This window comes from Xenorhabdus poinarii G6 (genome assembly GCF_000968175.1).
In the GTDB taxonomy this organism is placed as follows: Bacteria; Pseudomonadota; Gammaproteobacteria; order Enterobacterales; family Enterobacteriaceae; genus Xenorhabdus; species Xenorhabdus poinarii.
This window is the reverse complement of record NZ_FO704551.1, coordinates 1,694,212-1,711,993: the sequence shown is the minus strand read 5'-3', so window position 1 is coordinate 1,711,993 and position 17,782 is coordinate 1,694,212. Positions and strand designations below refer to the sequence as shown.

At 39.6% G+C, this 17,782-nt stretch carries 20 protein-coding genes; 14 read left to right on the top strand and 6 right to left on the bottom strand.

Translation table 11 applies throughout. From position 1 onward, the window contains the following. Positions 1–205: 205 nt before the first annotated feature. Positions 206–643: an N-acetyltransferase gene (locus XPG1_RS07885; protein ID WP_045958600.1), complete on the top strand. Its 438-nt coding sequence runs from the start codon at positions 206–208 to the stop codon at positions 641–643. A 250-nt stretch (positions 644–893) separates the two neighbouring features. On the opposite strand, the gene XPG1_RS07880 is transcribed toward XPG1_RS07885, so the two are convergent. Both XPG1_RS07880 and XPG1_RS07875 read right to left on the bottom strand, forming a co-directional pair. Continuing rightward, complete coding sequence (locus XPG1_RS07880) at positions 894–1,490, bottom strand: NADPH-dependent FMN reductase (protein WP_045958599.1); 597 nt, start codon at positions 1,488–1,490, stop codon at positions 894–896. Positions 1,491–1,519: 29 nt separating this feature from the next. Further along, on the bottom strand, positions 1,520–2,395 hold the full coding sequence (locus tag XPG1_RS07875; RefSeq protein WP_045958598.1) for an EamA family transporter: 876 nt from the start codon (positions 2,393–2,395) through the stop codon (positions 1,520–1,522). Between the two features lie 197 nt (positions 2,396–2,592). Here XPG1_RS07875 and XPG1_RS07870 point away from each other — a divergent pair, with 197 nt between their 5' ends. After that, entirely contained in the window at positions 2,593–3,084 is a 492-nt protein-coding gene (locus tag XPG1_RS07870) for a MarR family winged helix-turn-helix transcriptional regulator (RefSeq protein WP_045958597.1), read from the top strand. Between the two features lie 155 nt (positions 3,085–3,239). Here XPG1_RS07870 and XPG1_RS07865 read toward each other — a convergent pair whose 3' ends face one another. Both XPG1_RS07865 and XPG1_RS17505 read right to left on the bottom strand, forming a co-directional pair. Continuing rightward, on the bottom strand, positions 3,240–5,249 hold the full coding sequence (locus XPG1_RS07865; RefSeq protein WP_045958596.1) for a TonB-dependent copper receptor: 2,010 nt from the start codon (positions 5,247–5,249) through the stop codon (positions 3,240–3,242). 14 nt (positions 5,250–5,263) lie between these two features. Next, the gene (locus tag XPG1_RS17505) at positions 5,264–5,755 is read right to left on the bottom strand and encodes a DUF2946 domain-containing protein (protein ID WP_231853069.1); all 492 of its coding nucleotides are present in this window, start codon (positions 5,753–5,755) and stop codon (positions 5,264–5,266) included. Between the two features lie 241 nt (positions 5,756–5,996). On the opposite strand from XPG1_RS17505, the gene XPG1_RS07855 reads away from it, so the two are divergent. Next, positions 5,997–6,425, top strand: a complete 429-nt coding sequence (locus XPG1_RS07855; protein WP_231853068.1) for an ASCH domain-containing protein — start codon at positions 5,997–5,999, stop codon at positions 6,423–6,425. Positions 6,426–6,525: 100 nt separating this feature from the next. Here the strand turns inward: XPG1_RS07855 and XPG1_RS07850 are convergent, their stop codons facing one another. Next, the gene (locus XPG1_RS07850; protein WP_045958594.1) at positions 6,526–7,146 is read right to left on the bottom strand and encodes a LysE family translocator; all 621 of its coding nucleotides are present in this window, start codon (positions 7,144–7,146) and stop codon (positions 6,526–6,528) included. Between the two features lie 75 nt (positions 7,147–7,221). Between XPG1_RS07850 and XPG1_RS17500 the strand changes: the two genes are divergently transcribed. Then, a complete protein-coding gene (locus XPG1_RS17500; RefSeq protein WP_157879547.1) occupies positions 7,222–7,602 on the top strand; it encodes a GrpB family protein in 381 nt (126 codons plus the stop codon). Here the strand turns inward: XPG1_RS17500 and XPG1_RS07840 are convergent. After that, a complete protein-coding gene (locus XPG1_RS07840; RefSeq protein ID WP_045958592.1) occupies positions 7,514–8,371 on the bottom strand; it encodes a LysR family transcriptional regulator in 858 nt (285 codons plus the stop codon). The two genes, XPG1_RS17500 and XPG1_RS07840, sit on opposite strands and share 89 nt — an antisense overlap. 147 nt (positions 8,372–8,518) lie before the next feature. Between XPG1_RS07840 and XPG1_RS07835 the strand changes: the two genes are divergently transcribed. The 10 genes from XPG1_RS07835 (at position 8,519) to XPG1_RS07790 (ending at position 17,777) form a co-directional block, all read left to right on the top strand. Beyond that, the gene (locus XPG1_RS07835; RefSeq protein ID WP_045958591.1) at positions 8,519–10,030 is read left to right on the top strand and encodes an MFS transporter; all 1,512 of its coding nucleotides are present in this window, start codon (positions 8,519–8,521) and stop codon (positions 10,028–10,030) included. Between the two features lie 130 nt (positions 10,031–10,160). Next, complete coding sequence (locus XPG1_RS07830) at positions 10,161–10,943, top strand: alpha/beta fold hydrolase (protein WP_045958590.1); 783 nt, start codon at positions 10,161–10,163, stop codon at positions 10,941–10,943. Between the two features lie 437 nt (positions 10,944–11,380). Next, a complete protein-coding gene (locus tag XPG1_RS07825; RefSeq protein WP_045958589.1) occupies positions 11,381–12,157 on the top strand; it encodes an isocitrate lyase/PEP mutase family protein in 777 nt (258 codons plus the stop codon). Further along, positions 12,141–13,199, top strand: coding sequence for a bifunctional transcriptional activator/DNA repair enzyme AdaA (locus tag XPG1_RS07820; RefSeq protein WP_045958588.1), 1,059 nt, complete (start codon positions 12,141–12,143; stop codon positions 13,197–13,199). The genes XPG1_RS07825 and XPG1_RS07820 overlap by 17 nt, the downstream gene beginning before the upstream one ends. Positions 13,200–13,449: 250 nt before the next feature. Next, positions 13,450–13,647, top strand: a complete 198-nt coding sequence (locus XPG1_RS07815) for a hypothetical protein (protein WP_045958587.1) — start codon at positions 13,450–13,452, stop codon at positions 13,645–13,647. Further along, complete coding sequence (locus tag XPG1_RS07810) at positions 13,637–14,779, top strand: replication initiation factor domain-containing protein (protein WP_045958586.1); 1,143 nt, start codon at positions 13,637–13,639, stop codon at positions 14,777–14,779. Before XPG1_RS07815 ends, XPG1_RS07810 begins: the two co-directional genes overlap by 11 nt. Then, complete coding sequence (locus tag XPG1_RS07805) at positions 14,767–15,096, top strand: hypothetical protein (protein WP_045958585.1); 330 nt, start codon at positions 14,767–14,769, stop codon at positions 15,094–15,096. The genes XPG1_RS07810 and XPG1_RS07805 overlap by 13 nt, the downstream gene beginning before the upstream one ends. A 245-nt stretch (positions 15,097–15,341) precedes the next feature. Then, positions 15,342–15,587 (top strand): hypothetical protein, encoded by a 246-nt coding sequence (locus tag XPG1_RS07800; RefSeq protein WP_045958584.1) that lies wholly within the window; start codon positions 15,342–15,344, stop codon positions 15,585–15,587. A 95-nt stretch (positions 15,588–15,682) separates the two neighbouring features. Beyond that, on the top strand, positions 15,683–17,479 hold the full coding sequence (locus XPG1_RS07795; protein ID WP_045958583.1) for a hypothetical protein: 1,797 nt from the start codon (positions 15,683–15,685) through the stop codon (positions 17,477–17,479). Between the two features lie 10 nt (positions 17,480–17,489). Further along, positions 17,490–17,777 carry a DUF2523 family protein gene (locus XPG1_RS07790; RefSeq protein ID WP_045958582.1) on the top strand — a complete coding sequence of 96 codons (288 nt, stop codon included), beginning with the start codon at positions 17,490–17,492 and terminating at the stop codon, positions 17,775–17,777. The last annotated feature ends 5 nt before the right edge of the window (positions 17,778–17,782 follow it).

Genomic DNA, 17,782 nt, shown 5'->3' with positions numbered 1-17,782 from the left:
AACGGCTATTATCAATATAAGAGCCGGGAACGTAGTATTCTTGGGAATACCTGTTTTACTGTAAATTATAATCAATTTATAGCAAGATGTATGTTTTATATACATTGATAACAACTTTGTTGTTTATTTTGTGTTAACTTTCTAATTTATAGAATCGGATTTTTTTCTATCAACTTGGAAGACGACAGAGAGAGGGCATGAAAAAATGATCAGAGTATTTACAAAAACTGATATGGATGCGGTTCTGTCTATTTGGTTAGAAGCCTCCATTCAAGCCCACCATTTTGTGCCTGTTAAATTTTGGCAATCACAAATCAAAAATATGAGGCATATCTATATCCCTGCCTCAGCAGTGTATGTTTATGTACAAGGGTTGAATATTGTTGGTTTTTATGCGCTTTACGAAAATAATTTGGCCGCTATTTTTGTATCTCCCGATAAGCAGGGGCAGGGCATCGGAAAGGCATTGATGGATGATGCTAAAAATAGAAGAGAGGAACTTACATTATCGGTTTATCAGCAAAATCAGGCGAGTTATGCGTTTTATTTATCGCAGGGATTTTCGGTCGTCAGCGAGGAATTAGATAAAAATACGGGGTGTCCAGCGTACCTTATGAAGTTCAAAAGGCCGGTAATATGCTAATTTAACGGATTGTTGTCCATTGTCATGATTTTTTCTAATTCAGCATTTCTTTTTGTGTTGGTATTTTGATCTGCATGAGTAAAACAAGCGAATCATGTCTTTTTATTGAGCAAAAGTGCCAAAAATACGGGGTACTGTTTTTTTATCCAGTTATCGCAATCATGAATAGCCTATGCAAAATAGATTACTCTCTTTTCGGCTCAAGCTTTGTTGAGCCGAAGTGTATTGATTGTCACTAACGGGATACTAATTACATACCATACAGATAATTTTTACCTTCTTCGCCAATATCTTCACGAACTTGCTTCAATGCCTTAGCATAAGATTTAAGTAGTTTCAGCGTGTAGTTAACACGACCTTCAAATGTTTCATCATGGCAAATCAGATCACTTGAAATTAAATCTTCCCCCTGACGAAAAATTAAATGATCAGGCAAGAAACAAACATGATTATTTTTAAAACCTGTCATCCGTAATTCGCAAAGCGGATAAACGCCGTTGATTCCACTTGACACACTTGCCAATAATGTAGGTTTATGGCCCAACTCTGCGATAGAGCAGTACAATAAAAGGTTTTTCAATGCCGGTGTTGCCATTCCATGCCATTCTGGCGTAATAAAGATAAACGCTTCACTCTCCCTCAAATGTCGGCTAATCGCTTGCCAGGGGTGAGTTTCCGCTGATATATCTGTCGTAAAACCATCATGGAGTGGTAATTCCACTTTCGAAAGATCCAAACATTCTATATTGGTAAATCCATGTCTATGACTTAATTTCTGCAAATAACAAGCGACACGCTGGCTATGAGAGTCAAGGCGTTGGCTGCCTGAGATTATAGTAAGTTTCATTAATTATCCTGCTATTTTTTACTTGTTGATTAAATCGTTTTTTCCGCTTGCTCTCGTGGAATCGAAAACCAAATAGACATAATAATGGTGCATGCTCCAAACATTTGTAGCAATGAAAATGTCTGTTTTAGAAACAAATAACCTAAAATACAAGCGGAAAGGGCGCTAAGAAAACCTAAAAAAGAGGTTGTCACTACAGGTAACTTTTCGATTCCCCGAAACCAAATGACATAAGAAAATATCGCACTAATGAGGCATAAATAACAGTAGCCGAGAATATTGAACGCAGTAAGGTGTTGCGGTAATCCCTCTACGGAAATGGCGACAGGTAATAGCATTATTCCACCCAGTGTTAGTTGCCAGCCCGTAAAACTGAGCAATGATAAATTTGGCGGTCGATTCCAGTATTTAGTTAGCACAACCCCTAAAGCCATACAGCAACACCCGGCACTCCCCGCAGCGATGCCTTGCCAGCTTAGGCTGGTGGCTGAATTTAATACTAATAAACTGATACCAATAATTCCCAGTATTGCTGAAATAATGTGCCTTATTGTGAGGGAGGTTTTCAATATGCAAGCGCTTAGCAAGATGACCAGTATGGGTTGGCAAGCCATGATAAGTGCCGCTGTTCCACCTGGAAGATATTGAGCTGCTACAAAGAGGAAATAGAAAAAAGCACCGATATTAAGTAATCCTAATACCATAATGCGTAACCACCAAATGCCTTGTGGTAGGGTACGACAAACCAGCAATAGCAATATACCGGCCGGCAGCGCCCTGATTGTAGAAGACAGTAAGGGCATATTGGGCGGCAATAATTCGGTTGTAATAATGTAGGTACTTCCCCAAACAATCGGTGCTAACGCAGTCAGTAAGATATTTGGGACAATTCTAACTTCTGACATCTGAATATCCTTCTAATTGATTCATTTCGCCATCCTGTTCTTAACGCTTTCTATGTTTCACAAATCAAGTTATAAACCTGATGATATCACTAAAAAAAGTATCTTTATGTGAAGATAGATTAAAATAATAGCTTAATTGATTTTTATCAAGTATCTTTTTATCGAGATAAAATGCATAGGGACAATAGGAAGAAAGCATGAAGTACGATCACGTTGACCGATTACTGAAACAGTGGGAACAGCAACGCCCAGATCTTAATTCATCGTCAATGGGTGTCATTGGACGGTTATGCCGCATAAACAAAATGATTGAGCAACGCTTACAACGTGTTTTCAAAGAATATGGCTTAAGCGCTATCGAATTTGATATTCTTGCAACATTGCGGCGCAATAACACGCCAATAACACCGACTGAGATGTATCAATCGGTTATGCTCACCTCTGGTGCGATGAGCACGCGTATTGAACATATGGTACAACGTGGGTTGATTGAGCGTACTGCCAATGCAGAAGATCGACGTAGCTGCAAAGTTTTTCTGACTCCAGAAGGAAAATCATTAATAGATAAAGCCGTAGAAAGTCATTTAGAAAACCAAATAGCGATTCTCGAACCGTTGACTGAAGACCAACAAGAACAACTTGCAACATTGTTGCGGCATTGGTTACTGACTAATGAATCAATGAGTTGAATTTTTAACTGATAATCTGTTACTGATTCAGCGACAAGAATGGTTTTAAGAAAAAATCACCCTGTCAACATACCGCTAACAGGGTGATTATCTTATTGCTTACCCTGATATCAATCAGGACAAGCGGGGGCTGAAAATTTTAAAAACAAAACATATCAGAACTTAATATTCAATCTTGCCCAATAAGTACGACCAGGCTCGTTTACGGCTGTGCTGCCAGAATAACCAAAACCCTGGTTACCCGCTAAATTAAGGTGCTCGCTGTAGGTTTTATTAAAAATATTGTCAACACCGGCACTGGCTTGAACATTTTTAGTCACCTGATAAGTTGTATTTGCCGACAAAATGGCAAAGCTCTTACTACTATCAAAATCTTTGCCAACAACGTTCCCTTCATTGATAGCGACCCGGTGCTGGCTATTTACCAGACGCAGCAAACCGCTACTAGTCCAATCACCTTGTTTCCAGGTCAGGCCAAAACGTGCTTCCAAAGGTGGGATCTGCGGTAACGGACGATGGTTCGTGGTATTTTGTGCCCAGGAATATGCCAGGCTGGCATCCGTTTTCCAATGTTCATTGAAATTATAAGCAATCCCTGTTTCTCCCCCCATAATGGTGGCATTAACATTATGAGCGGGATTTTTGTTGTCATAGTTAAAGAGAATAAAATCATTCACTTTACCGACATACGCCGATACCCAACCTTTCAGTTGATTATCATCATATTGTGTACCAATATCCAACTGTGTGGTTTTCTCAGTTTTGATATCAGTGAAAATACGTTCATCACCCGCTTTATTTGAAAAGATCTCCCAAAAATCGGGAAAACGCTCAGTGTAGCCCACCCCAGCATAAAACATCACTGGGGTATTTTTCAGGTTATGTTCAAACCGGATAAAACCAGCAGGGAGAGTCTCTTTTCGTTCTTGTTGAGTCAGATACTTATAGGCCGTTGCACGATCCAAACGTGCACCTCCGATAACTTTACTCTGCTTTGTTGCATCCCAGGTTAATTCACCAAAAATGCCATAATCACGAAAACGCGCATTTTTCTGCCAGCCCATTCTCTCCGCTTGCATCATTTTATGATCGGTGTTGGAACGATGGATATTGGTTTGCATATCGACACCGCTTTGCAAGCTGAAATCTTCCCAAATCCAGGTGCCCATCATACGGCCGCCCATAGTGAGGCGATCCGGTTCTGAGATCATTTTCTTCATGTGTGCAGGTGTGCGCAAGGAATAGTTATCCATGACATGATCGGTGTAATTGTAATAAAAATGACTCTCGAACTTATCAAATACTTCGCCAATATTAGATTTTTCAAAACGCACACTAAAACTTTTACGTTTAAACTGAGATCCATCCATGCCACGTGTGGCATAACGCGCATTACCATCACCTTGTCCAGCGTTTAACTCCAGCAACGTATTTTCATCCGGAGTCCAACCCAGTGCAATATCGGTATTCCATTTATCCCAACGAGAAGGTACTTTATTGCCATCACCATCCTTATAATCATTGGAACGGGATTTGTTACCAATCAAACGGATATAACCCAGCTCATTGCCAATACTGAGATCAGCATTACTATCCCAACGGTCATTGGAACCAATCACTGTGCTGACATGGCCTTTTGCACCAAATTGTTCAAACTGAGGACGAGAACGTTCGAAACGGATAGTTCCCGCTGAGTTTCCAGATCCCCAAAGTACGGTTTGTGGACCTTTGACCAAACTGAGAACATCATAATTTTCAGGTGAAATATAAGAACTTGGTGCATCCATACGCCCACCACAAGATCCCAGAATTTCACTGTCATCAATCAGCATTCTCAGACGAGAACCAAACATCCCCCGGAATATGGGATCACCATTAGTCCCCCCATTGCGGATCTGTGAAAACCCAGGAATGGTCTTCAGGTAATCAGAACCATCGCTGGCCGGAATAGGTTGGCGAGGGGTTTTTAATGAAGAAGAAACTTCAAGCGGTGACGTTGCCGGAGCTGTGACGGTTATCACCGTCTCACTGTCATCACTGTTTTTTGCTGTATGTGCTTCTTTTGTGTGTTCAAAATTAGCAGCCCAACCGCTGGTTGGCGCAGAAAGTGCAATAGCCAACGCCGCTGTCAGCGGTGATATGCGGAATAATTGTGTAGCAGACATAAAAAATTCCTTAATTAGCAATAAATAAAATAAAAGTCGTTATTTCGAGTCAATGAGCTAATTAAGGGTGGGGCGCGTGGTTGTGATTCCCCGTAAAAACGCCAAATAGTTGTACCAGAAAAGAGTGGCGCTGGTGGAGTTCGTGACACCATCAAGGTCAGTAAAACGAAAGAAACAAACCCACCGGCCAATAATGGCAGATTAATCAGGAGCTGGCAGTAACCACAAGCGATATCATCCATGAATCCCATATGAATATGGTCAATACCATGATGGTTCATAGAATGAGTTAATGTTACCGCTTGTTGGTGGCCTATTTTTTGATGACCATTATTATCATTATGCTGCATATCTGACATCGCTATGCAGTGATTCATCCCGTTTTTACGATGATGCTCCAGTGCTTTCGATATCACCGGCGCAATGAACAGCATCAGAATCGCCATTAAGGCGATAAAGGCGGGTATTCGGCGCTGTGACAGGCGAAAAAGCGATAACAATAACAATTTAATGATCCAAATCAATTTTCACGAGATTGGGTGCCAATCTTACTGCAATATTGCATAAAAGTCGGCTTTTATGTCGGTGTTTTTGTGGACATGCGTTGCAATTTGGCCTACGTTCAATGCCAAAACGGCGATCCTTAATCGTTTATTCAATACTGTCGGTGTGTTCTACACCAGATTCAGTAAAATCCGTTTACGGGGTATGCGTATATCATCCACAATAAATTTAACGAACAATAATATGAAAACAAATGAAATGATGGAATTAATTAGCCACAAATACTCAAAGGCAGGGCGTTGGATGTTTGGAGATTCGCCCATTATGCATGATGAGTTAGCTCAATTAGTTGCCAATGGTATAAAAACAGCGACAACCTGCTCATTTTACGCTTATGATTCTCATGAATCAGAGGATGGAAAAATTCTGGTGGGTAATCACTATATTGTTTTCAATAGTCAAAACCAGCCTGTTTGTGTTGTCAGGGTGACTCACCTACATTTAATGCGATTTTCAGAAATGACGGAAGAACTGGCATGGAAAGAAGGAGAGGGAGATAGAAGCCTGCTTTATTGGCAATTAGAGCATCAACGTTTTTTTCAGAAAGTAGGTGATTTTTTTCCAGAGATGGAAATTGTAGTAATCGAATTTAAGATGATTGAATCGCTATAGACTGTTTTATTTTCTGCTACCACATATTGGGCAATCCCTGGAGGTGGCGGAATCCTTTGAACAAGCAGAGAACTTCGTGAAGAAACAGGTATCCGTTTCTTCATCGTGAGCTTATGGCTAACTTTGCTGCAAAAAGAATAAATAATCCGCCAGTAACTCGGTCTAGCCATTTAATAACCCTCTTTTTCTTTAGTATGAAAGCAGCATAATGTGTCGATGAAATCAGGATCAATGACCAAATAGTACCAATGATGACATGTATAGTGACAAGTAGAAATGTCCAGATAACCGGAGAGTGCCCAGCAGGAATAAATTGAGGTAAAAATGAGACATAAAAAATACCTATTTTGGGATTAAGCACATTTCCCAACATTCCTCTTAAAAACCAATTTTTTTCAGCAACGTCTTGATTATTTAATTGTTGTAATGTAGTTCTAGGGCGAAGTAGTAATTGAGTGCCAAGCCAGCACAGGTAGAGCGCACCGCACCATTTGAGTAGTGTATAAGCAACATCAGAAACCGCCAACAATGCACCAAGGCCACATGCTACAGCAGCTCCCCAAATAAAACATCCGGTATCTATACCAAGTACCACATGCAACGCTTTTTTTGAACCTTCAGCTGATGCTGTTCGTAGGATCAGAGCAGTATCAAGCCCTGGGGTAAGAGTTAGAAGTAATGCAGCCAGGGAGTAGGTGAGAAGGTAATCAGCAATAGACATTGGTGTTAAATCCAAGTGAATTTTTAATATACGAAAAATAATACAGATGACGACGATTAATCAAGATAAAACCCTATTACTATTGAACCATATAATTCACATTGGGAGAATATATACAATGATGAAATGGTTAAGCTTAAAGATGTTTGTCCGGATGAAATATTATTTGTGCATCATATTGGAAGTACCTCAGTACCGTTCAGCGATTACCTTCGTAGACACAATGATGTTGCTCATCAATATGCAGAAATTAAGTATCAGGCTGCAAAAGCATGTGGTAATAGCTCAGAAATCTATTGTCAGCTAAAAAGCGAATTCATTCGCTTACATGAGAAGCTGGCTTTAAAGGAACTATCTACCACTGACATCAAGATGCACTATGTTCGCGGTATGCAGCAACCAATGTGCGCAAAGCCTCTTTGGATCGTCTATCTGAAAGTGTTGAATGTAATATGATCCTAGAGGAGGGTAAGTCAGGTAACCCAAACCGTTTCCCCACTTCGATAGTGTTTGCCGGCGCAAGACGGCTTGAAAAAGCGGCAACAGCAAGGCCTGCGGATACAGCGGCCATAATTGCCGCGTTTCCACCACCAACAAAAACTTCTACCCATTCTATCTTTGCATTATCCAGCGCATCGATTGCAATATTCCGAGCACGACAACAAGGTGCTAATGCAGCAAGCTTTAATGGTTTTCCTTGCTGCTGATGAAATGTTGGAGCTGCAAACCAACCAAAATGTTCAGGACCTAAATCTTCACCACTTCGATGATCATCATCTTGTCGAACGATGATGGCATCCAGCTCACTATTATCAAAAGCCTCTAGCAGTTGAGTTGAGTTTTCCAATCTGACCTCAATTGTCAAAGCAGGGTCTCGTTCATTCAACTTAGCCAATAGCACGGGAATTTCAGGCCCTGCGACATGTTCTGCAATACCTAATCTGAATTGTCGGCACTTACATGATAATGCAGCAATAGCTTTATCATGTGACGTGATGAAATCCCGCGCAGCGTTGATAAAAAGCGAACCTTGGGCAGACAGGCGTACCAATCGCGGTGTTCGCTCAATCAATTTATAGCCTAAACGCTCTTCTAAACGTCTTAGCTTAACGCTTATCGCTCCTTGAGTTGTCCCTAACGCATCCGCCGCTTTGGTAAAACTTTGGAAGTCAATGATATAAACAAATGCTTTTACCGATTCCACATCGAGTGTCATGCGACTCATCAATCACACCAATTTGTTATTATAGAAATAACCTATCATAACATTGATGTATAGATGATTCATCAATACTATTTTCTGAGAAATGCGTATCAATTTCGAAAAACGTGATACGTGAAATCGATATACCCAATATTATTAAGGATTATAATGAATCAAACATCTATACAGCAGGGCAAATATGCTTTAGCCGCCGTCTGTTTGTCCGCGCTCATGCTAGGGTTAGAAATATCAAGTGTTCCTCCTATTCTCTCCACTATTGAGAACGTGATGGGAGCTAGCTTTCGCCAATTACAATGGGTGATGACAGCATATACTATAGCGATGACAACAATTTTAATGGCCGTTGGTACAATAGCAGATCGTTATGGCCGTAAAAAAATTTTCATTATCGGTATTATCATTTTTGGTATCACATCATTGATTTGTGGTTTAACAACGATAGCGTCTATTCTTATCATTGCTCGTTTTTTACAAGGCTTAAGTGCAGCAATGATGCTAATTTGCCAGATATCAATTCTTTCTAATCAATTTCGAGATGGAAAAGAAAGGGGCAATGCGTTTGCATGCTGGGGAATCGTTTTTGGTGCCGGACTTGGATTTGGCCCAATCATAGGTAGCATTATTCTTACTTATGCCAGTTGGGAATGGGTGTTTTTAATTCACGTTTTTCTGTCTGTGATTACCCTATTATTAAGTTTAAAGGGTATACAAGAATCACGTAATGTAAATGCCGCTAAGTTGGATTTAAAAGGAATATTGACCTTATCCATCGGTGTTTTTTGCTTAGTCTTATTTGTTACGCAGGGGCCAACGTTGGGTTTTAAGAGTATTAAAGCTCTATTCATTATTGGCCTATCTATCCTGAGTTTTATTGCTTTTATACTGACAGAACGCTCTAATGAACATGCAATGTTCGATTTTTCTGTATTTAAAATTCGCGACTTTTCTGGTGCTTTATTTGGTTCAATAGGACAAAATTTTAGCTTTTGGCCATTCATTATCTATTTACCTATCTATTTCCACATAGGATTAGGCTATAACAGCGTCGAAACAGGTTTAGCATTATTAGCCTATACATTACCAACACTCTTTATTCCTCCACTTGCTGAACGTTTAGCAGTTCGCTACCACTCAGGTATGGTGATCCCTATAGGTCTTCTCGTTATTAGCTCAGGTTTTGTTTTAATGATAATCGCTAACATGTATGATCAGCAAGGATGGATAATGTTAATTGGCTGTATATTGGCTGGAGTTGGTGTTGGTGCGACAAATACTACAGCAACAAATACGATAACGGCATCAGTGCCTAGTGAGCGGGCAGGGATGGCATCAGGCTCAGACACGAGTGCCAGAATGATATCTTTAGCATTTAATATTGCGGTGATGGGTTTTCTTTTAGTTGAGGGGATCATCGTTTATTTAAATAGCCAGTTCAATATGATAAATAACGAACAGATACGATTATTAGCAGAAAAAATAGCGGCGGGGGATGTGGCCACAGTAGAAAAGAGCATTGGTAATATAGTTAATCCTAGCGAAGTTATCCATGCCGCTTTAATATCTGGTTTTGAATGGTTAATGATTTATGCGGCGATAAGTGTATTCTTGATGGCAATAATGAGTTTTTTTATTTTTTCAGGAAGAAACACTGTCAAGTAGAGATGTTCGCCTTTCAGCAAAGTTGAAATATCCTAATAAATTACGTTCAATAACCATTAGAATGATATGTGTAAGTACTGCTGGCAAATACTGTCATTTAACTTCAATATTAATTGTAGAGGGCATATAAATGAGCATTTTTGATCACCAATCAGGGCAATTTATCAAGGTCGATGGCGCTGATATTTATTATGAAACCGCAGGAAACCCTGATAACTACCCCATTATCTTATTACATGGTGGGATGGGTAATTTAACCTCATTTAATCCATTAGCAGAATACTTACAACATTATTACCTAGTAGCTATTGATACTCGTGGTCACGGGAAATCAACATTGGGTAATGTTCCATTAAGCTATCAGCAACTACAATCAGATTTTATAAAAGTCATTAATGAATTAAGAATACAGAGCTGTGCCATTATTGGTCATAGCGATGGTGGTATTGTTGCATTACGTTTAGCGGCACAGCAATTTGCACCTATTGATAGAGTCATTGTAATTGGCGCCACGTGGCAACTGACGGATAGTGATCCAGTCAAATCAATTTATGAAAGCATCAGCACAGAGAGTTGGTTGCAAGTATTCCCGAAGGCAGAAAATACATACCAAGGCCTTAATTCTCAGCCTGATTTTGATCGTTTAATGAACGCTGTTCGTACAATGTGGTTGGATCAAAGCTCAACAGGTTACCCTGATACTACCATTTCAAATATTGTATGCCCTGTATTAATTTGCCGAGGCGATAATGATTTTCTAGTTTCGCTTACACATTCTCAAGAAATGGTGGAAAAAATCGATTCTGCAAGTTTATTTAATATTCCCTACACATCACACAGCGTACATGAGGAGAGGCCAGAATGGTTATCTAGCGTATTTGACCATTTTTTAAAGGAAAACGCAGAAGGATAAGAAAACCGAGATGGGGACGATTTGCCAACAGGAATACGATGCAGCTTGCGCATCGTATATGAAAATTAAAAGTTAATATGACTAATCGGAGATTATCTCATGAATTTTCTTATTAAAAAGATTACACCTGAAACTTTACGAACATGCTGGTTTCATTCGCGTAGAGCTTGAAGTGTGGTTAATGCTGCAAGCACATCGTCAGTATTTAATGAACGTTGGGATTTTTTTTCTGTTGGCTTTTTGCGTTTATGTGATGGACCGTTTCCAGCTGGAGTAGAGATGTCCGCCTTTCAGCAAAGTTGAAATGTCCGGCATATATAAAATCAAATAGCTTTATCCTCATCGAGTGATAAACCAAAAATGGTCGTCTGATTTTCGGTTGTGACCATCTCATCGGATGCTTACATTTATTCGATACGTCATAACAGGAGATAGTCATGAACTTCACTAAACTTCATTATCAAAATAAACCATTACTCATTGCAAATGTCTGGGATGTGGGTAGTGCGATGATAGCACAACAAATAGGTTATCAAGCGTTAGGTACGTCAAGCGCAGCGATTGCCGCTACATTAGGTTACGAAGATGGTGAAGCAATGTCTTTTGATGAATTGCTATATATCGTCAATCGAATCAGATCCGTCAGTGACCTACCACTAAGCGTTGATGTTGAAGCCGGTTTTGGAAAAACAGCTAGAGAGATAACTATTAATCTTAAGCGGCTCTCTCAGCTTGGAGTCGTTGGTATCAACCTAGAGGATAGCAAGGTAATTAACGGAATCAGACAACTTGATGATGCTGCCATATTTGCCAGCATGTTAAAAGAAGTCCGACGTGCGTTAGCTGACGAAAATTACCAACTATTTTTTAATATCCGCACCGATACATTTCTTCTCAATCATGAACAAGCATTACAAGAAACATTATTACGCGCTCGTTTATATGAAGAGGCGGGTGCAAACGGTCTTTTTGTTCCATGTCTAACTTATGAAAATGATATTGAGACGATTGCACAAGGTATTAATGTGCCACTAAATATAATGTGTATGCCAGATCTACCATCTTTCGACAAACTGGGTGAACTAGGTGTAAATCGTATTTCTATGGGTAATTTTATACATTCAGCAATTCAATTAAAGCTTAAAGATTTAATGTCAAATATCAAATTGCAACAGTCATTTGCAGGTGTTTTTACTCATGAAAATTATCGATAATAATCAGTGCAATATCTGGTATCAGGCATTACTTGAACGTAACACGGAGTATACAGGTGTGTTTTTTGTTGGTGTAAAAACGACGGGAGTATTCTGTATCTCGGTCTGTCGAGCTCGAAAACCGAAAAGAGAAAATGTTGAATTCTACACTGATATTAAATCTGTACTTGATGCGGGATTTCGTCCTTGTAAAGTCTGTCGACCAATGGAAAATGCGCATAGTGCACCATTTTTTATCGAGAAAGCTCTTGATCTTGTTAGAACTCACCCTAAAACTCGAATACGTGATATAGATCTTCGTGAATATAACATTAGTCCTGAACGTGTACGTCGTTGGTTTATGCAAAATCATGGAATTACCTTTCAAGCATTTCAACGAATGCAGCGGGTGAATATCGCACTTCAAGAGCTCAAAAGTGGACGGGCCGCCATTGATGTTGCTTTTGATAGTGGTTATGAATCATTAAGCGGTTTTGGTTATACCTATAAACGTCTCACAGGTGTTTCTCCAATAAAACAGAGTGAAGTGATTATGATTCACCGTTTTACCACCCCCCTTGGTCCTATGTTTGTTTGCGCAACTGAACGTGGAGTTTGCCTGTTAGAATTTACTGACCGCCGAATGCTAGAGACTGAGTTTAGCGATCTCCAACGTTTGCTAAAATCTAAAATATTATCAGGAGAAAATAATCACACACGGCAAACAGTAAAAGAGGTCGGTGAATATTTTGCTGGAACACGTCGACAGTTCGATCTTTTACTTGATACCCCTGGTAGTGATTTTCAGCGTTCTGTCTGGAAGGAATTATGTTTAATTCCTTATGGTCAAACCTCATGTTATCAAGCACTTTCTGCGAAAATTGAAAAACAAAATGCAGTACGAGCTGTGGCCGCCGCAAATGGTGCAAACCGAGTTGCAATCGTTATACCTTGCCACCGAATTATCGGCAAAGATGGCACAATAACGGGATATGGCGGTGGTGTAGCTCGCAAAAAATGGCTAATTGAGCATGAAAATACCGTGCTAAAGCAAAAAATTTAACATATTGTGTCTTTATTTGGCTGAACTGCTCTCCGCACAGAGAGCAATGGTCGGCTTGGCGTGGGGTCAAACCTCAGTACTTTTTTAAAAGCATTAAAGGTTCGCACAATCGATAACCGTTATGTTGAATTGCTAGGCTGCTAGAATAACGGGGCAGCCTAGCAATTTACACATAACGTGGGTTGTGCGAATCATACTCCTTAGTGGAGTCCGATCCCCTTTCTAATTTTACTTGAATTAGAGAGGGGATATGAAAGTAGTCTATTTCGATTACATCGCAGGTTTCGGCATCAATGCCCTTGTCAACGGGGAGTGGGACTATTATCCATCTGTTGATGAACTGATGTTCGAATGCATCTCCCTCTACGGCAATCAAATTGTGCTCGTCTCTACGGCGGCAACATCAGGGTGCTTCACTGGCTATCAGGAGTCTTTAAATGCTCACTGATAGAAGCGTTATCATTGATTATCTGGCTTTTTCTGCTCCTCTTTCTTGCATGAAAGATGTTCATACATTTCAGGATAAAGGGCACGAATGGCGTAAATATCAACATCTTCCATCTTATCGACAATATCATCACAGTAGGTTTGCTGACACATTGTCAATTGATGATTATGAATCTTTACCGGATTCAAATGATGTATTTTCTTCTTCAGTTGAAGATATCAATCGTAAGGCAGAACGCTACAACAAAGAACTTCTGTCCTGCTTACATTCTCGTTTAAGACGTTTTATTGCCTCTGTATTTGGACTATTTGTTGGTCCAGCGCGCGGAACGGGCGGATTTGCCTATCAGGATTCTGCTGTCCTTTATTCTGAGAATGGTGGTAATGAACATTTTGGCATGATCTACTGGGGCGGCAATAAAGGCACTTTTTACGTACAGATCGGTGGGAAAGGGTGCGCCCATGTAATGAGTGGAATCACACCCGAAAAACTCTATAGATGGTTCAAGCATCTGGATATTACATCATTGAAGCGCTTAGATTTGGCTACAGATGATTATGATGAAGTGTTCACCTGTCATCATGCATTATCTGCTTATAAGGATGATGCTTTTTATGGCGGGAAAGGGCCTAAACCCAAACTGGGAACAGCCTATGAGATTGATGCTGATGGTTGTTATACCAAAGAAATTGTAACAGTAGGTTCTCGACAATCAAAAGTCTATTGGCGTGTCTACAATAAAGCGCTTGAGCAGAAAGTTTCCGGTACTTGGTATCGTTCCGAAGCTGAATTGAAAGATATACCAATTGAGGTTCTCTTAGACACTCAGGGAGCTTATACGGGATTATGTTCTTACGCAGCTTCTATTAATTCTGCAAAACCTAATAAGATTCTAAAAGGTGAGGGCCGTAAGGCTATTGATGCAATCGAAGCGAAAGTGAGTTGGCTTAGAAAACAGGCTTCTTCTACGATTGCAAAAGTTATTCATTTCTTTGAGGGTGACACTCAAGCCGCACTGTCCATGATAGTACGGGATGAGCATATTTCTGATTTGAATCTGAAATTAGATTTGCCCCCAATTTACCAAACATTAGTAAATGAAAAATTAGGAGTATCAACATGTCCGTTTTAGAAAAAATCCCATTTTATATTGAAGTCACTGCGGCTGATGTGAAAATCGAGCAAAAAACCCGAACCAATAAAAATACGGGTGAAATTACGCCTTATTATACCCAACGGGTTATTGCTCATATGGGACCCCGTTCAATGTCAGAAACGGTTATTACTTTGTCAGAACCCAACCCCTTACCGGAAGGAAAATATTTAATTTCTGGTTCGAGTTTATATCCTGGCAAACCATTTGGTGATAATCCGCCGAGATTGGAATTTAACCAATGGAATGTTTCTTATGTGTCTATGGAAACAGTTAAACACTTAATAAAGCTATAGGAGCATTTCATTTAATAAGGGGTAATAATGTCCTCTTTAACAGGTTCTATATGCGATATATCCAATAATTGTCAAAAGATAATATTGGACATATCAAACCAATTACCCATATCTTATGATTATCCTTATTTAAGTAAGGTGTGGGGATTGGCGTTTAGTTCAGTAATGATGTTATATCTTTTTTCTTTTGGTTTGGGTCAAATAATTCGCATGGTAAAACATGCTTAATATAGGAAATTAAAAAAATGTCTAAATTATCTTCTCTGTGCACTAAGGTTTCTATTGCTTCTGCTTTGGCTTTATCTTCTGTTGGTGCGTTTGCTGATGATGTCGTTAATAAGGCGGGGGATGTCGATTTGTCTGCATTAACTAACAACATTAGTTTTTCCGGTGTTATTGTTGCTGTGATGGCAATAGCAGGATCAATTATTACTTTGCTTGCGGCGGTTGCGGGTATTAGGCATGTATTAAAAATGGTTCGTGGGGCTTAGTTAAATTAATTTTATAGGGTAAAGGGGTGAAAACCCCTTTTTTACTTTATGCATGCTGACTCATTAACGCTGGTTGTTTTTATTTGGGGGCTATTATGCGCATGGGCTGTTATTCAGGGATTCAGAGGCTAATAGTTTACTTTTTTTGTTTTTCATTTCTATTTATCAGTTGGCCTAAACCTGTTGCGGCTAATCCGGCTCTGGCAGCAGGTTTATTGGTTCGCGTTATTGCACAGACAGTGACAAAAAGGGCGGCTACTCAAGCGGCAATTCGCTATCCACTGACAGAGGCGGCAGTGGGTCGTTATGCGCTTGATCAATCGGTTAAAGCGACAGTTAATGGTATGTCTCGTGAGGCAGCAAGGAGAGCCGCCAGTGTTCCTATGAATTCTTATTTACGTAAAGCAGGACAGGTTACTTGGGCGGGTGTTACGGTTACAGGGGGAGTGATGACGGCTTCAGAGCTGATTGATTCTTTTCGCTCTGATAATTTAAAAGTCGCTACTGATGGTGTTTCATTGGGGAACGGCAAATATGAGGTTCGGGTAGGAGGACGGACTCAGATTGTAGACTTTGAGCCTTCGCCAGAAGCGCCAGTTATTCTTTATGGGTCTTCTTTTTCTGGGGCTGATAATGGAGCTGTAATAACACCTTCTCTTCCTGTAGTTGTGAATGCATTTCCGCTTAATGATAGCAATACAGGTGTCTTCCCTGTTCCTTCTGGTGTTGTTAAATCGGTTTCTTTCGACCATAGTCGGGCGGTCTATGAGATTAGCATTCGTGATGACACAGGGGATTATTATTTTATTGAAGATGACCGGATGAGCAGTATTCAGAATGCAATGATTTTTAAGGCTGTTAAGGAGTTTGAGAAGCAGTATCAACCTAGAATAGATGAAGCTAAAGGAGACAACGTCACTTTTGATTATGTTGATACTTCTTATACTCTGGATGTTCTGGATTTTATTCCAAAAGAAGGTAGCCTTTTTCCTTCATATCCTGGCATTTACACTCAAATTTCCGGTGCAGTAACAAGTTATGATGCCGTTGTCCCAGCTATTTTGCATAAAAAAACATTAAAGCCTAATTATCGACCCTGTAAGTATATTACGGTTAGTGAGGTTGTTGACGATATTCCAGTGAATACAAATAAATATATGTGCACACCACCCAATGATGGCGACTATGTTATTAATGATAGTCGTATTAGTGAGAGTGTTTATTTAAGTTTGAATACTGATTATAAAGGCGATTATTTTACGAAAAAAAATGAATCCAACTTAATTAAATCTGTTTCTGCCAATGAACTTGCTGACATTCTTAAAGATAAGCCACTTAATAATAATGTTGTCGCTGATTTAATTAATGATTTATTATATGACGCGGCAGCACAAGATAATTATGAAGGGATGGTTTTAAATGACAATGATTATATTAAAGAATCGGAAATTAGCGATGCTTTAATAACATTAGGTATAGATAAATTAACAGCGCGTGATTTATTTTCACCTTATCAAAATATTGAAATAAACTCATCAACCAATGAAAAAAACATTAATAATAGTGGAGGTAATACTGATATTACTGTTGATGCGAAGGTTGATTTAGGTGAAAACCCTAATATTAAATCACCCGATTTAGATGAGCCGCTGACGGGAAAGGAAATTATTCAGCCTATCAGGGACAGTATGCCTTTTCTTTCTGATTTTAAAATAGGCAGTAGGGACGCTATTTGTCCGGTGGCGGATATTTCTTTTTCTCTGTTTGGGGTTAACGTTGACGAAACAATTAACAGCCATTGTGACATTATTGAGAAAAACAGGAAATTGATAGAGCTTATTGCCTCGATTGTCTGGGCTTTTGCGGCCTTACGTATGGTTTTAAGTGCTTAAAGGAGTTTTTATGTACGGTATTCTTCTTTCTGCTTTAAATACGGCTTTAGGTTTTGTTCTTCGTACAGTAGTTATTAAATTTGTCGTGTTTGGTGCACTGTATTTTATTGTCAAAGAGTTGTTTTCTGCTGTTGTGGATTTACTGCCGCAGAGTTCCAATATTCAGTCTTTGTTTGATTTGTTGCCTGATGCAGCTTGGTATTTTATTAATTTGTTTCAGGGGGCGTTTGGGGTGAGCTTAGTGGTTACCGCTTGGTTTACGCGTTTTATTATTCGTCGCATTCCTGTGATTGGGTGATCGCT